At 73.6% G+C, this 14,234-nt stretch carries 15 protein-coding genes; 11 read left to right on the top strand and 4 right to left on the bottom strand.

The annotated features are described in order from the left end of the window. Positions 1-630 (bottom strand): hypothetical protein (locus tag E1165_RS23345; RefSeq protein WP_132393896.1); only part of this gene is annotated, 630 nt, incomplete at its 3' end. Positions 631-955: 325 nt separating this feature from the next. Between E1165_RS23345 and E1165_RS23350 the strand changes: the two genes are divergently transcribed. From E1165_RS23350 to E1165_RS23370, 5 genes are all read left to right on the top strand, one after another. Beyond that, positions 956-1,441, top strand: coding sequence for a CarD family transcriptional regulator (locus tag E1165_RS23350; protein WP_007073334.1), 486 nt, complete (start codon positions 956-958; stop codon positions 1,439-1,441). A 53-nt stretch (positions 1,442-1,494) separates the two neighbouring features. Continuing rightward, complete coding sequence (gene ispD / locus E1165_RS23355; protein WP_132393897.1) at positions 1,495-2,190, top strand: 2-C-methyl-D-erythritol 4-phosphate cytidylyltransferase; 696 nt, start codon at positions 1,495-1,497, stop codon at positions 2,188-2,190. 50 nt (positions 2,191-2,240) lie between these two features. Continuing rightward, positions 2,241-2,729: a 2-C-methyl-D-erythritol 2,4-cyclodiphosphate synthase gene (gene ispF / locus E1165_RS23360; RefSeq protein ID WP_132393898.1), complete on the top strand. Its 489-nt coding sequence runs from the start codon at positions 2,241-2,243 to the stop codon at positions 2,727-2,729. After that, the gene (locus E1165_RS23365; RefSeq protein ID WP_132393899.1) at positions 2,726-3,730 is read left to right on the top strand and encodes a tetratricopeptide repeat protein; all 1,005 of its coding nucleotides are present in this window, start codon (positions 2,726-2,728) and stop codon (positions 3,728-3,730) included. The genes ispF and E1165_RS23365 overlap by 4 nt, the downstream gene beginning before the upstream one ends. Before the next feature lie 235 nt (positions 3,731-3,965). Continuing rightward, positions 3,966-5,708 (top strand): choice-of-anchor D domain-containing protein, encoded by a 1,743-nt coding sequence (locus tag E1165_RS23370; protein WP_132393900.1) that lies wholly within the window; start codon positions 3,966-3,968, stop codon positions 5,706-5,708. Positions 5,709-5,746: 38 nt separating this feature from the next. On the opposite strand, the gene E1165_RS23375 is transcribed toward E1165_RS23370, so the two are convergent. Continuing rightward, entirely contained in the window at positions 5,747-6,907 is a 1,161-nt protein-coding gene (locus E1165_RS23375; protein WP_132393901.1) for a homogentisate 1,2-dioxygenase, read from the bottom strand. A 96-nt stretch (positions 6,908-7,003) separates the two neighbouring features. On the opposite strand from E1165_RS23375, the gene E1165_RS23380 reads away from it, so the two are divergent. The 6 genes from E1165_RS23380 (at position 7,004) to E1165_RS23405 (ending at position 12,317) form a co-directional block, all read left to right on the top strand. Beyond that, positions 7,004-7,864, top strand: coding sequence for a hypothetical protein (locus tag E1165_RS23380; protein ID WP_132393902.1), 861 nt, complete (start codon positions 7,004-7,006; stop codon positions 7,862-7,864). Then, positions 7,861-9,057 (top strand): fumarylacetoacetase, encoded by a 1,197-nt coding sequence (gene fahA, locus E1165_RS23385; RefSeq protein WP_132393903.1) that lies wholly within the window; start codon positions 7,861-7,863, stop codon positions 9,055-9,057. Before E1165_RS23380 ends, fahA begins: the two co-directional genes overlap by 4 nt. A gap of 157 nt (positions 9,058-9,214) precedes the next feature. Beyond that, the gene (locus E1165_RS23390) at positions 9,215-9,424 is read left to right on the top strand and encodes a DUF397 domain-containing protein (protein WP_132393904.1); all 210 of its coding nucleotides are present in this window, start codon (positions 9,215-9,217) and stop codon (positions 9,422-9,424) included. A 116-nt stretch (positions 9,425-9,540) separates the two neighbouring features. After that, the gene (locus E1165_RS23395; protein ID WP_132393905.1) at positions 9,541-10,023 is read left to right on the top strand and encodes an SRPBCC family protein; all 483 of its coding nucleotides are present in this window, start codon (positions 9,541-9,543) and stop codon (positions 10,021-10,023) included. 94 nt (positions 10,024-10,117) lie between these two features. Continuing rightward, positions 10,118-11,371, top strand: a complete 1,254-nt coding sequence (locus E1165_RS23400) for a PQQ-binding-like beta-propeller repeat protein (protein ID WP_132393906.1) — start codon at positions 10,118-10,120, stop codon at positions 11,369-11,371. Between the two features lie 40 nt (positions 11,372-11,411). After that, the gene (locus E1165_RS23405; RefSeq protein WP_132393907.1) at positions 11,412-12,317 is read left to right on the top strand and encodes a hypothetical protein; all 906 of its coding nucleotides are present in this window, start codon (positions 11,412-11,414) and stop codon (positions 12,315-12,317) included. Positions 12,318-12,361: 44 nt separating this feature from the next. Here the strand turns inward: E1165_RS23405 and hisC are convergent, their stop codons facing one another. Together hisC and E1165_RS23415 are read right to left on the bottom strand one after the other, a co-directional pair. Then, the gene (hisC, locus tag E1165_RS23410; RefSeq protein ID WP_132393908.1) at positions 12,362-13,465 is read right to left on the bottom strand and encodes a histidinol-phosphate transaminase; all 1,104 of its coding nucleotides are present in this window, start codon (positions 13,463-13,465) and stop codon (positions 12,362-12,364) included. After that, on the bottom strand, positions 13,462-14,234 hold a 773-nt coding region (locus tag E1165_RS23415), incomplete at its 5' end, for an RDD family protein (RefSeq protein WP_132393909.1). The genes hisC and E1165_RS23415, both read right to left, overlap by 4 nt.

A 14,234-nucleotide genomic window follows, 5' to 3' on the forward strand; every position in this document is an offset into this window, starting at 1 on the left:
CGCGGGGGCGGTGCCGGGGGTCGGGGCGAGGCGCAGCGCGCCGCGTAGGCCGCCGGCGGGGTCGGCGAGGGCGTGAGCGCCGCCGCCGGCGGTGCCGGGGTCCACCGTACGGCCGCCGGTGACCGTGATCACCCTGACGCCGGCCGGTGCGGTGGTGGTCGCGGTGGCGACCTGCTCGGCGCAGGCGCACACGTCCAGCAGGATGATCATCGCGGGCAGCAGCCGGCGCAACGGCACCGGTGACTGGTCGGCGTCGACCAGGTCGAGCGCCGGCAGTGGTCGCCCGGTCAGGTCGGGTGGTGTCGACGACGACGCGTACGGCGGCACGTGGGGCTGGCCGGGGTCGCGCGGCGATCGGGGCCAGGTGACGCCTGCCAGGGCGGCGATGGTGGTGAGGAGCGTGACCAGCAGGACGAGGGCGGGCAGGGCGAGCCGACGCCGTTCGTCCGGGCGGAGGGTCGACGCCGGCTGGCGGGTGGCGGTGCCCCGTCGGCGCAGTTCGCGGCGGAGCTGGGCGGCCTCCTCGGCCAGCGCCGAGGCGTCGTCCGGTATGACCAGCCGACCCCAGTGCGGTGGCAGGTCGGGCAGCCCGTCGGACGGGCTGTGGCCCTCTGCGTCAGGCGTGCCCATCGGACCCCCGGAAAGCGGTTCGCGAACGGACGGCGGATGCCTCCAGGGTCCCGTACCGGCCCTCCTCCTGCCAGATCTGGGCGCGCGAGCCGGCGGCGGGATACCATGGGAGGAGCGCACAGCCCCAGAAATCCACGCTCCGATCACCCGTACCGGGTTGTCATCCATTCATCACAGAGCGTGTTCGAACCATCGGTTTGGCCGCCTGTCAAGCTGAAGAAATACCTCTCACAGGGCCCCTGAGCTGCGCCAACGGTCAGGACAGCGGTGGGACATCGGTGCCTGAGCGTGTTACCCTAGACACAGCGAAAGGGGTTTCGAACCTATGGTTTTCAGTGTCGGCGAGACCGTTGTTTACCCCCACCACGGGGCCGCACTCATCGAGGCAATCGAGACTCGGGTCATCAAGGGCGAGCCGAAGCAGTACCTCGTCCTGAGGGTCGCGCAGGGTGACCTGACGGTCCGGGTGCCCGCCGAGAACGCCGAGATCGTGGGTGTGCGCGAGGTGGTCGGCGAAGAGGGCCTCGGGAAGGTCTTCGACGTGCTCCGCGCACCACACACCGAGGAGCCGACCAACTGGTCGCGGCGTTACAAGGCGAATCTGGAGAAGCTGGCCTCCGGTAACCCGCTGAAGGTCGCCGAGGTCGTGCGTGACCTGTGGCGACGGGAGCGCGAGCGGGGTCTGTCCGCAGGTGAGAAGCGCATGCTCGCCAAGGCCCGCGACATTCTCGTCGGCGAGGTCGCGCTGGCCGAGAAGAGCACCAAGGACGAGGCGGAGACGCTGCTCGACAAGGTCCTGACCGAGGCCTGATTCCACGGCGTCGTCGTACCCACCCCGCAGCGAACGAATCCGAGGACCGCGACGTGACCGCGCAGCTCAATCCGCGCGGTGACGTCGCGGTCCTCGTTCCTGCGGCTGGTGCCGGGGTACGCCTCGGCCCCGGCGCGCCCAAGGCGTTGCGCCTGCTCGGCGGCGAGCCGCTGCTGGTGCACGCCGTACGCCGGGTCGCGGCGGCGCCCTCGGTGCACACCATCGTGGTGGCCGCCCCGGCGAACGGGGTGACGGCCGTACGGGAGCTGCTGGCGCCGGTGGCGCCGGTCACCGTGGTGCCGGGCGGCGCCGAGCGGCAGGCTTCCGTGGCGGCCGCCCTGGCCGCCGTGCCGCCGGGGCCGTGGATCGTGCTGGTGCACGACGCGGCCCGGGCGCTGACCCCGCCCGAGTTGGTCGAGTCGGTCGCCTCGGCGGTCCGCTCCGGCGACGACGCGGTCATCCCGGTCCTTCCCGTGGTCGACACCATCAAGGAGGTCGGGGCCGCCGAGATCGTCCTCGGCACGGTCGACCGGGCGGCTCTGCGGGCGGTGCAGACTCCGCAGGGGTTTCGGCGGAGCGTGCTGACCGCCGCCCACGCCGCCGCCGGCGATCCGTTGACAGACGACGCCGGTCTGGTGGAGAAGCAGGGCGTCCCGGTCCGTTGCGTGCCTGGCTCGGAGTACGCGCTGAAGATCACCCGTCCCTTCGACCTGGCGCTCGCCGAACACCTGCTGGCCACCGGCCGTTGACCTCGGGCGTCACCGGCGGCGGCCCACGGTCGACGCGTACCCTCGGGGCCATGATCGTTCCTCGGGTCGCCGTGGGTACCGACATCCACGCCTTCGCGGCCGGCCGCCCCTGCTGGCTCGCCGGCCTGCACTGGCCGGGACAGGACGGCCTGGCCGGTCACTCCGACGCCGACGTGGTGGCGCACGCCGCCTGCAACGCGTTGCTCTCCGCCGCCGGGCTCGGTGACCTGGGCGCCAACTTCGGCGTCGACCAGCCGGAGTGGGCCGGAGCGTCCGGCTTGGCGCTGCTCACCGAGTCGGCCCGGCGCGTTCGTGCGGCGGGCTTCGCGATCGGCAACGTCTCGGTGCAGGTGGTGGGGAACCGACCCAAGATCGGACCGCGCCGCGAGGAGGCCCAGCGGGTGCTCTCCGAGGCGGTCGGCGCCCCGGTGACCGTCACCGCCGCCACCAGCGACGGGCTCGGCTTCACCGGGCGCGGCGAGGGGCTGGCCGGCATCGCGGTCGCCCTCGTGTACGACGACCCGGCGGCCCGGCCGTGACCGGTGACGACGACGCGGACGGCCCGTTCCACCGCGCCCAACTCCTGGCCGAACTGGGCCGGTACGACGAGGCCGTCGACGAGCTGACCCCCGACGGTGAGCCGGCGCCGACGACCTCGACCGGTGAGCCGGTGCTGACCCTGTTGGCCCGGCTGCACCTGGCGGCGGGGCGGCCCGCCGAGGCGCTCGCCGCCGCCGACTCCGCCTCGGCCGTCAACCCGGGCGCGGTCGCGCCGCTGGTCGCCCGGGCCCTCGCCCTGGTCGACCTGGGCCGGTACGCCGAGGCGGCGGCCACCGCCGACCGGATCCTGGCCGGCGGGCCGGCCGACGCGTACGCGCAGCGGGCCGGCGCCGGGATCCTGGCCGAGGCGCGCAACGGCCAGCAGGCGCTCGACGCCGCGTGGCGCGCCGTCGAGCTGGCTCTCGACGAACCGCAGGCGCATCTGGTGCTGGCGCTGGTCACGGCCCGGTTGCAGCTGTTCGACCTGGCCGAGCGCGCCTACCGGGAGGCGCTGCGCCTGGACCCCACCCTGGCCGACGCGGCGGGCGAACCGGGCGTGATCCGGTTGGAGCGGCGGCGCTGGGCCGAGTCCCTGGAACGGGTCTCCGAGCTGGCCACCGTCGACCCGGTGCGGGCCGAGGCGTTGCCGGTCGAGGAGGGCATCCGGCGGTTGGTCCTGCTGGGCGGCGCCTGGACGCTGGTCGGCAGCCTGCTGGCCGCCGTGGCCGGCGGGCTGTCCCGGTTCGTCGCGGTGCTGGTGGCGGTCGTGGTGGGGCTCGCCCTCTGGCGGCTCGCCGTGCGGGTGCCCGGTCTGCGCGACGAGGTCCTGCCGGAACTTCGGCGCACCGACCGGGCGCTGGCGCTGGCGATCGGGGCGGTGGTGGCCGGTCCGCTGCTGATCCTGCTGCACGCGCTGGTCGGCAGCCCGTGGCCGCTGGTCGCGGCGATCGGGGTCACCACCGCCGCCGGCCTGACCCTGTTCACCCGGATGTTCCGCTAGGCCTGCCGCCCTCCGGTCAAACCCGACAGCCGGGCATCTTTGGTCGGATGGACGACCTCACGGTGGGGCGCGGTGCCCGTACGATCAGCCGTCCAGATGATCGTCCAGGGGAGTTGTCGTGCTGTTCGGTGGCAGACCAGGTGTACGGCGACCCAGGGTGGTCGTGGTGGCGGTCACGTCCGCGTTGGTCGCCGCCGGAGTGTGGGTTGCCCCTACCGCGTCTGCCACGGCTGCCGTGACTGTCCGCTATGTTGCGCTTGACGGCAGCGGGGAGGTCTGCACCCAGGCGCAACCCTGCGGCAGGATCGCCAAGGCGTTGGGCATCGCCGGCAGCGGCGACAGCATCATGGTCGGACCCGGTACCTATGTCGAGAACCTCGAAGTGCCGTCCGGTCTGGCGGTGACCATCATCGGTGCGGGCAGCGGCGCCACGGTGATCAACGGGAACCGGGTCGGCAGCGTCATCTCTGTGCCGAGCACCTCGAACGTCACGCTGACCGGGATGGGCCTGACCAACGGGGCGGCGGTCGCCGGCGGCGGAGGGATCGGAAACCTTGGCACCATCCGGTTGGAGCGCGTCAACGTGGGCTTCAGCACCGCTCACAACGGTGGCGGCATCGCGAACTTCGGCACAGCGACCATCGCGGACAGCTCGATCCTGTTCAACACCGCCCGCGCCTTCGGCGGCGGCATCTACAACACCGGCACCCTCACCGTCCTGCGTTCCACCATCGCCGGGAACTCGGTCACCGGAACGGGGAGCCTGGGGGGTGGCGGTGCGATGGCCGGCTACGGCCGGGTCGAGTTGCACGACTCCACCCTCAGCGGCAACACGGCGGCCGGCGGGCGTGGGAGCGCGGTCCTGTTGCCCGGGATATCGCCGGTCCCCTCGAGCTTCAACGGCGTCCACAACACGATCGTGAACAACACCGGGACAGCGTTCGAGGCATACGGCACCCAGCCCGTGGTCACGCTCGCCGCCAGCATCGTGGGCGGACACAGCACCAACTGCCGCGACGTGACCATCCAGGGCCGGTACAACCTGATGGACAGTGCCTCCTCGTGCGGGCCGGATCCGGCGAACGGCGACGTGGTCGGCAACCCACAGGTGGGCGATCTGACGGACAACGGTGGTCCCACACCGACCCGGGCGCTGGCCGCGACCAGCCCGGCCCGCAACGCCGTCCCGGCCGCGTCCGGGCTGTGCGGCGGCACCGACCAGCGGGGCGCGACCCGACTGTTCCTGTACGCCGGCTCCTGCGACATCGGCGCCTACCAGTACGCCGCGTCCCCGCCGAAGGTGCACCTGGAACCCGCCGGCGGGGTCCACTTCGGCGACCAGATCCTCGGCTCGACCACCACCCGCACGGTGACCGTGCGCAACACCGGCGGGCGGCCGCTCGGCGTCGCCCGGATCAGCGTCGCCGGCACCGGCTTCGCCCTGACCTCGACCACCTGCCAGGCGGCGGGCGTCCCCGTGCCGCTGGCATCCGGGGCCGACTGCACGATCAGCGTCTCGTTCGCCCCGGCCGCCGCCGGGGCCCGGCAGGGCACGCTGACGCTGGCCGACAACGACGGCGACACCCAGGATCCGGCCGGCGCCACGCAGACCGTGCCGCTGAGCGGCACCGGTCGGGGGGCCGTCCCGGTGGCCACCATACCGCCGAGCAGCACCGGATCCACCAGGGTCGGCGGCGTGCTGACCGGGCAGCCGGGCAGCTGGACCGGCGATCCCACATCGTACGCGTACCAGTGGCAGCGCTGCACCAGCCAGGGCACCGGATGCACGGCGATCGGCGGCGCCACCGCCACGACGTACCAGCTCACCGGCACGGATGTGGGCTCCCGAGTGCGGGTGCAGGTCATCGCGTCGAACACCCACGGCGCCGGGGCCCCCGCCATCTCCCGGGCCACCGCCGTGGTGTTTCAACCCTCCCGCCCGGTGGGCGGCGTGCTTACCCGGCGACCCGGTAGCTAGCTGCCGGGTCGGCCGAGTGGCCGTCCTGGCAGATCCGGCTAGCGTGCCCAGGTCCAGGCGTATCCGTCGTCCTCGCACTCGGTGGCGGCGTCGCAGAGGTCCAGCGGGCGGAACGTGTCGACCATGACGGCCAGCTCGTCGAAGAAGTCGATCCCGATGGCCCGTTCCGCCGCCCCCGGCTGCGGCCCGTGGGTGAAGCCGGACGGGTGCAGCGAGACAGAACCCTGCCCGATGCCGGAGCCACGCCGGGCCTCGTAGTTGCCGCCGGTGTAGAAGAGCACCTCGTCGGAGTCGACGTTGTGGTGGTGGTACGGCACCGGGATGGCGTCCGGGTGGTAGTCCACCTTGCGGGGCACGAACGAGCAGATGACGAAGTTCGGGCCCTGGAAGGTCTGGTGCACCGGTGGCGGCTGGTGGATCCGGCCGGTGATCGGCTCGAAGTCGTGGATGGAGAACGCCCACGGGTACAGGTGCCCGTCCCAGCCGACCACGTCGAACGGGTGGTGGGCGTACACGTGTCTCGTCCAACCGCGACGGTGGCGGACCAGCACCTCGACGTCGGTGTCGTCGACCAGCAGGGTCGCCTCCGGGCCGCGGACGTCGCGCTCGCAGTAGGGCGAGTGTTCCAGGAACTGCCCGCGTACCGAGAGGTAGCGCTTGGGCGGGCCGATGTGGCCGGTGGCCTCGATCACGAGCAGCCTCGTGGGGGAGCCGCCGGCGGGGACGAGTCGGTGCACGGCCGAGGTCGGGATGATCACGTAGTCGCCGGCGACCGCCTCCAGCACGCCGAAGGTGGACTCCACCCGCAGGGCGCCGGCCTCGACGTAGAGGCACTCGTCCCCGGTGGCGTTGCGGTAGAGCGGGGACGGCCGGTCGGCCAGCACGTACCCGATCCGCACGTCGTCGTTGGCGAGCAGGTGGCGCCGCCCCAGCACCGGGTCGGCCCCGGCGCCGTCGAGCTGGTGGGTGCGCAGGTGGCGCGGCTTGAGCGGCAGGTTGGGCACCCGGGTGACGGCCGGCGGGGTGAACTCCTCGGCGGCGACGATCGCGGTGGGGGCGTGCCGGTGGTAGAGCAGGGACGAGTCGGAGGAGAACCCCTCCTGGCCCATCAGCTCCTCGGTGTAGAGCCGGCCGTCGGGTTGGCGGAACTGGGTGTGCCGCTTACGGGGCACCTCGCCGATGCGGCGGTAGTACGGCATGCCACCTCCCGATTCGTCCTGTCGCCGGCCCGGTGCGCGTCCGATAACCGGACACTGTTGTCCGCTCCTTGACAGCGTCCCGTAGATTCTTGTGTCGTGTCAACGCAGGTGCCCCGCCTCCTCGCCGGCCTGGTCGACGACGCCGCGGTCTTCCCGCCCGGCAGCGCGTCCCTGCCCGACGCGGCCCTGACCCATCGCACCCACCGCGACTCCTGGTACGCCGACCTGGTTGGCCCGCTGCTGGTGCCCGCCTCTGCGGTCGCCGCCGGCGAGTTGAGCGGCCTGGTCAGCGACGGCTTCGTCGTCGGGCTGATCGGCGACACCGGCATCGAAGGGTTGCCCTTCGCGCTGTCGTTCCTGCCGCCCGACGGCATCACCGCGCGACAGGTGGAGGTGGCGGTCGCCAGGCGTGGGGAGGACCCGCAACCGGGCCTGGCCGCGCTGCTCGCGCTCGCCGAAGGGCTGACCGGCGTCGACGTCTACGCCGAGATCCCGCTGACCTTCGGCCTGATGGGCGCGCTCGACACGCTCGCCGAGGCGCGGGCCGGCGGCCTGCCGGTCGCCGCGAAGTTCCGCACCGGCGGGCTCGCCGCCGAACTCTTCCCCACCCCGGCCGAACTGGCCGCGGTGATCTGCGCCTGCCGCGACCGGGACCTGCCGTTCAAACTGACCGCCGGCCTGCACCACGCGCTGCGCCACCTCGACCCGGAGACCGGCTTCACCCACCACGGCTTCGGCAACGTGCTGGCCGCCACCCTCGCCGCCGCCGACGGCGCCGACCTGGCGACGGTCGCCGCGCTGCTCGGCACGGCCGACCCACGACAACTGGTCGAGACGGCCCGGACCCGGCGCGACCACCCGCGTCCACTCTGGGTCGGCTTCGGCTCGTGCAGCATCCTGGAACCACTGACCGATCTGATCCGGCTGGGGCTGGTGAACGGGGGACACGGGGCATGAGCTGGGTGACGGGCGCGGAGGGCTCCCCGTACGGGGTGACCAACCTGCCGTACGGGGTGTTCCGGCACGGCGGGCGGGAACCGCGCATCGGCGTACGGATCGCCGACCTCGTGCTCGACCTGGCCGGCGCGGAGGCCGCCGGGTTGGTGCTCGCCGCCGGCACCCTGGGCCGGCCCACGCTCAACGGGTTCATGGCGCTCGGCCGCCCGCAGTGGACGTCGGTACGGCAGCGGGTCGTCGCACTGCTCACCGACCCCGCGCACCGTGCGGCGGTGGAGCCGCTGCTGGTCCCGCTCGACGAGGTGGAACTGGTGCTGCCCATCGAGGTCGCCGACTACGTCGACTTCTACTCCTCCGAGCACCACGCCTCGAACGTCGGCCAGATCTTCCGCCCCGGCCAGCCGGCACTGCTGCCCAACTGGAAGCACCTGCCGATCGGCTACCACGGCCGGGCCGGCACGGTGGTCGTTTCCGGCACCCCGATCGTCCGTCCCACCGGGCAGCGCGCCACCGGGCAGGGCCCCACCGTCGGCCCCTGCGAACGCCTGGACATCGAGGCCGAGGTGGGCTTCGTGGTCGGCGTGCCGAGCGTCCTCGGCACGCCGGTGGCCACGACCGACCTCGCCGACCACGTCTTCGGCGTGGTGCTGGTCAACGACTGGTCCGCCCGGGACATCCAGGCCTGGGAGTACCAGCCCCTCGGGCCGTTCCTCGGCAAGTCGTTCGCCACCTCGGTGTCGGCCTGGGTGACCCCGCTGGACGCGCTCGCCGACGCGTTCGTCCCGGCCCCCGACCAGGACCCCCCGGTGCAGGCGTACCTCCGCGACACTCCCCACCTGGGCCTCGACCTGCGGCTGTCGGTGGAGTGGAACGGCGCGCGGGTGACCGAGCCCCCCTTCGCCACCATGTACTGGACGCCGGCCCAGCAACTCGCCCACCTCACCGTCAACGGCGCGTCGCTGCGCACCGGCGACCTCTACGCCTCCGGCACGGTCTCCGGGCCGCGGCGTCACCAGGTCGGCTCTTTCCTGGAGCTCACCTGGGGTGGCACCGAGCCGGTCACGGTCGGTGGCCAGAGCCGCACCTTCCTGGAGGACGGCGACAGCGTCACCGTCCGGGCCGTCGCCCCCGGGCCGGACGGCACCACCATCGCCCTGGGTGAGGTGACCGGGCGGATCCTGCCGGCCCGCTGACGACCTTCTCGCGCCGGTCGCACCCACTGTCCGATCAGCAGCCGCTCCTGCCGCGTTTGATGCACCGGATTCCCGTCGTCACGTCGCGCCACGCCACCCCGCCGGTGGCGTGGCCGTCGGTCGGCGTGGCACGTCGCAGCGGACAGGAGGTACGAGCATGAACGATCTCGCGGGCGCGGTCTGGCGCACCAGCAGCCGTTCCAACGATCAGGGGCTCTGTGTGGAGGTGGCCGACAACCTCGCGCACACCCACGGTCTGATCGGGATACGGGATTCGAAGGACCCGGAAGGGCCGGCGCTCGTCGTCGGCCCGCCGGGCTGGAGCGCCTTCGTCGAGGCGATCCGCCTCGGCCGTTTCCGCCCCTGAACACCGCAAGAGGAGGGTGCGCCGGTGCCCGGTCGGGCACCGGCGACGGAAAATCCTCCTGCCGACTCCCCTGAGGTGCACACTCGCCGTACCGTGGACGGCACGGGAGGTGCGCCATGTCGACGGTCACGGTCACGGAGTTCATCGAGGCGCCGGCCGTCGACGTCTGGGCCTGTCTGGTCGACCTGCCGGGGCGGGCGGGGTGGCTGCGCACGGTCGGCGGCGTGGAGCTGCTGACCGCGGAGCGGTTCGGTCCCGGCACCGCCTGGCGAGAGATCCGCACCCGCCCGGACGGCGGCGAGCAGGCGGAGGAGTTCGTGGTGCGTGACGTGGATGCGCCGCACCGGCTCGTGCTCAGCTCCCCGGGGATCGGGGTCGACTACCGGATCACCTGGACGCTGCGGAACGTCCGCCGGCGTGGCCGGGACTGCACCGCCGTCACGGTGGAGCACGAGGCGGTGCCGGCCGCGTCGTACGGCCGGGTGATGGCGCTGCTCTTCGGTGGGCTGGCCGCTCGCGCGGTGGAGGGGGCGATCCGCCGGGACCTCGCCGACCTGGCCGTCGCAGTCACCCGCGCGGACGACGCCGCGGCAGCCTGAGCACCGCCCCAGGACGGGTGGTGATCGACGGGATCATGACGGGGGCGTGGGGCTCCGGAGCGAAGCCTGGGTAGGGTGCCGGGCGGAGGTGCGCATGGGTGTCCCGAAGGGCCGGCGACGGATCGTGGTCGCCGTGGCGGCGCTGCTCGCCGTCGGGGCGGTCGCCGGCATCGGCTACCGCGTGCTCGCGCCCGCCGAGGTGGTCACCCCCGCCCGTGCCGACCTGCCGCCGCCGGTCACGCCCGCGGTCGGTGTGATCGGACGGCTGCCCGTCGCGCCGCTGGTCGTCGAGGGCCGTCTCCGGGTGTACGCGGCCCAGCGCCAGGTGTACGCCGACCAGCCCGCCGACCGCCGGTACCGGGTGACCCCGTTCTGGTCGTACCGGCGGTGGCCGGCGCAGCTCAACGGGGTGCTGGTGAGTGACGCGACGGTGGTCAGCCGCTGGTCGGACGGGAAACTGGTCGCGCTGGACGGGCGTACCGGGAAGGTGGCCTGGCGGGCCGACGGGCCGCCGCCCGGCGCGGGGTTCGCCGCCCGGCGTACCGGGGCGTCCGTGGTCTGGGATCCGCGTGGTCTCTTCGTGGCGGCCGGGCCGGACGGCCGGGCCGTGCTGGTCGCCGAGGGCGAGGGGCAGTTGCGCGGGTACGCCGTGGCGGACGGGCGCGAGCTGTGGCGGTCCGGCGCAGACGCCGGCTGCCGCACCGCTCTGGGGACCACCGTCGGCGGGCAGGTCCTCACCCTCGACTCCTGCGCGACGCCGGCCACCGTGGAGTTCCGCGACGTGACGACCGGCACGGTGCTGACCCGCTGGCGTCCCCCGGACGCCGGGGTGGAGCTGACCGTGACGCCGCTGGACTGCCTGACCCCGCGCTCCCGGTGTCGGGGCCTGCGGACCTCCGCGCCGGGCGACGAAACCGGCCGGGGCTGGCTGGTCGGGGCCGGTGAGCCGGTCGCCGCGCCCACCCTGGACGCCGTGGACCGCACGCTCGCCGGTGAGTTCGTGGTCGGCGGTGACGGTCCGGTGCTGAAGGGTTGGGAGGCGCGTACCGGCAAGCGACGCTGGCAGCGCGGTGACCTCGGGCCGGTGCGGGTGCTCGCGGTCGGCCCTGGCCGGCTGTATGTGCTCACCGAGCAGCGCGACCTGGTCACCCTCGATCCGACGACCGGCGCGCAACGGTCCCGCTTCCCGCTCACCGTCGGGCGGGACGGGACCGCGTGGCAGCCGGGGCTGGCCTACGCGGCGGACGGCTACCTGGCGGTCGAGCGGTTGCGTGAGCGGGCCGGCCCGGACGACGACGACCAGGCGTACTTCCTGATGTCGGAGCCGGTGGTGCTCGCCGCCCCCTGACTTCCTCGCAAATCGGACATTGGCCTCTATAGTCACTCTTGTGCGAGTGTTGCCAGTCCTGCTCGGTCCACTGCTGCTCCTCGGTGGAGCGCCTCCGCCCGGCGCGGCTCCTGCTCCACGCGCGATGGCGCTCGTCCTTGTCGACGGCCTCGACATCACCGTCCCCGCGGCGGTGAACCTGGGTGTCGGCTTCACCGGCGGCACCCGCACCGGCTCGCTCGGCACCGTCGAGGTGGCCGACTTCCGTGGCCCGGTCAACCCGAACACCTGGGTCGTCACGGTCAGCGCCACCGCCTTCGTGGCCGGGTCGGGTGGCGCGCAGCGGAGCATCCCCAGGGGGCGGGTCGCCTACTGGTCCGGGCCGGTGGTGCGGGCGACGGGTGGTGGGGTGCTCGTGCCGGGACAGCCGACTCAGGCGCAGGCGGTCACCCTCGACGTGCCCCGCGAGGCGTTCCGGAAGACGGCCGGCAACGGCAACAACATGGTGGCCTGGACGCCGAGGGTGCGGATCAGCATCCCGTCCGACGTGGTTGCCGGCACTACACCGGCACTATCACCCACTCTGTCGCCTAAAAAGTTATTTGTCTGGTATGACCTGATCGATGGCGATGGTATGTCTAGCGTCACGGGTGCGGCGGGGCCGGTCAGGGCGGAGGCAAGAACACTCCCGCTCGGCGGCACCGCCGTGGTCCGGGTGTACCTGGACCGGCGCCTGCCGGACGGACCGTGGGCGGCGAAGCTCGCCCTCGCCAGCGGCTGGACCAAGCGGACGGTCACCGGCCCGGTCAGCTTCGGCACGGTTGCGGCCACGGCAGCCGCCGGCGAGGACCGTGCCGGCCAGGTGCTCACCGGCGGCCTGGTCACCTCGGGGCTCGTGCTGGCCCTCTTCGCGGTGTACGTCCACCGCCGCCGGACCCGCTTCCGGCAGCCCGTGCCCGCCGCCTGAACCGCCGGTCCGCCTCCGGAGGCGAGGCGGACCGGCGGGACGGGTCAGGCCAGCACCGACTCGGCGACGGCCAGGAAGGCGTCGTTCTCGGCCGGGGTGCCGACGGTGACCCGCACCCCGTCCCCGGGGAACGGGCGGACGATCACGCCACGCGCCTCGCAGGCCCGGCCGAACTCCACGGCCCGGTCGCCCAGCGGCAGCCAGACGAAGTTGGCCTGGCTCGACGGGACGGCCGGGAGCAGCTTGCGCAGCGCCTCGGTGATTCGGTCCCGCTCGGCGACGACCAGCGCGCAGCGTCGCCGCATCTCGTCGGCCTGGCCCAGTGCGGCCAGCGCGCCGGCCTGGGCGGCCAGGCTGGTGGAGAAGGGGGTGACCACCTTGCGGACGGCGGCGGCCACCTCCGGGCTCGCCGCCATCCAACCGATCCGCAATCCGGCCAGGCCCCACGCCTTGGACAGCGTGCGCAGCACCACCACGTTGGGCCGGTCCAGGTAGGTCAGGCCGTCCGGCACCGCCGGGTCGGTGACGAACTCGCGGTACGCCTCGTCGAGGACGACGAGCACGTCCTCGCCGACCGTGTCCAGGAAACGGTCCAGCTCGGCCTTGCGAACCACCGTGCCGGTGGGGTTGTTCGGGTTGCAGACCAGCACCATCCGGGTCCGGTCGGTCACCGCCGCGGCCATCGCCGACAGGTCGTGGCCGTGCCCGGCGTCGTTGGGCACCCGCACGCTGGTCGCGCCGCTGGTCGCCGCGATGATCGGGTACGCCTCGAACGACCGCCACGAGTAGAGCAGCTCGTCGCCGGGCAGGCAGGTGGCCCGGACCAGGTGCTCGGCCAGCGCCACCGAGCCGCAGCCGGTGGCGATCCGCTCGGCGTCCACGCCGTACCGGTCGGCGAGCGCCCGGCGCAGGGCCACCACGCCCATGTCCGGGTAGCGGTGCGAACCGGTGACCGCCTCGGTGACCGCCTCCACCACGCCGGGCAGCGGGCCGTACGGCACCTCGTTGCTGGCCAGCTTGATCGCCTCGTCCAGGCCCAGCTCACGGGCCAGGTCAGCCGGGCTGCGGCCCGGCACGTAGTTCGGCAGCGCGTCGAGATCGGCGCGGGTCAGCCGCAGCGCGGGCTGGTGACGTCCGGTGTCGGTCATGGGGTGTCTCCCGGGGGGTCGGCACGGTCGGGCGGGGCGGTACGGGTGGGGTCGGCTCGCGGCAGCCGCACCACCACGGTCTGGGCGCGCTTGTCGTGCAGCGCCTGGCGGAGCGGGTGGTCGAAGAGCGCGGAGACGGCGTCGACGAACTGGAGGACCAGCCCGAAGCAGAGGCAGTACCAGAGAAGGGTGGGCAGGCCGAGGGTGCTCCACCGGCGGGCGGCCCGGCCGAAGCCGAGCGGCTGGTCCGCCTCGACCGGCACGGCCCGGACCCGCGCCACCCGCTTGCCGACGGTCTGCCCACCGGCCGCCATCGCCGGCACCTCGTACGCGAACCAGAGCGCGGTGGTGATCAGCAGGATGGCCAGCAGCAGCCCGTCGGCCTGCTGGCCGACCGTCGGCAGCCCCTCCCGGGAGGTGTCGCCGGCCAGCGCGCGGCGCCACGCCTCGGTCAGGTAGGGCGAGACCTCCTGCACGTAGCGCCAGATGAACCAGCTGTTCACGGCGAGGCTGAGCAGGAACAGGATGCCGAAGTCGATCAGGCGGGCGACCAGCCGTGCCCCGTACGAGGCCAGCGGCAGTCCGTGCGGGCGCGGCAGCGGCGGTCGGCCCGGCCAGGTCGGGTACGGCCACCCGGGCGGCGGCCCCTGGGGGTGCCCGGGGCCTGCGTTGGCCGGCCACCCGGCGTGCGGCTGGCCCGGGGCGTGCGGCGTCGGTGGGCCGGCGCTCGGGGCGATCGGCGCCGGCTCGGGGGTGGGCTCCTCCGGGG

Origin of the sequence: Micromonospora sp. KC723 (assembly GCF_004348595.1) — a bacterium.
Lineage (GTDB): Bacteria > Actinomycetota > Actinomycetes > Mycobacteriales > Micromonosporaceae > Micromonospora.

Coding starts and splice junctions, on each gene's coding strand:
- E1165_RS23350 (WP_007073334.1), top strand. CDS start 956: ATGGTTTTCAGTGTCGGCGAGACCGTTGTTTACCCCCACCACGGGGCC.
- fahA (WP_132393903.1), top strand. CDS start 7,861: ATGAGCTGGGTGACGGGCGCGGAGGGCTCCCCGTACGGGGTGACCAAC.
- ispF (WP_132393898.1), top strand. CDS start 2,241: ATGATCGTTCCTCGGGTCGCCGTGGGTACCGACATCCACGCCTTCGCG.
- E1165_RS23400 (WP_132393906.1), top strand. CDS start 10,118: ATGGGTGTCCCGAAGGGCCGGCGACGGATCGTGGTCGCCGTGGCGGCG.
- E1165_RS23395 (WP_132393905.1), top strand. CDS start 9,541: ATGTCGACGGTCACGGTCACGGAGTTCATCGAGGCGCCGGCCGTCGAC.
- E1165_RS23390 (WP_132393904.1), top strand. CDS start 9,215: ATGAACGATCTCGCGGGCGCGGTCTGGCGCACCAGCAGCCGTTCCAAC.
- hisC (WP_132393908.1), bottom strand. CDS start 13,465: ATGACCGACACCGGACGTCACCAGCCCGCGCTGCGGCTGACCCGCGCC.
- E1165_RS23375 (WP_132393901.1), bottom strand. CDS start 6,907: ATGCCGTACTACCGCCGCATCGGCGAGGTGCCCCGTAAGCGGCACACC.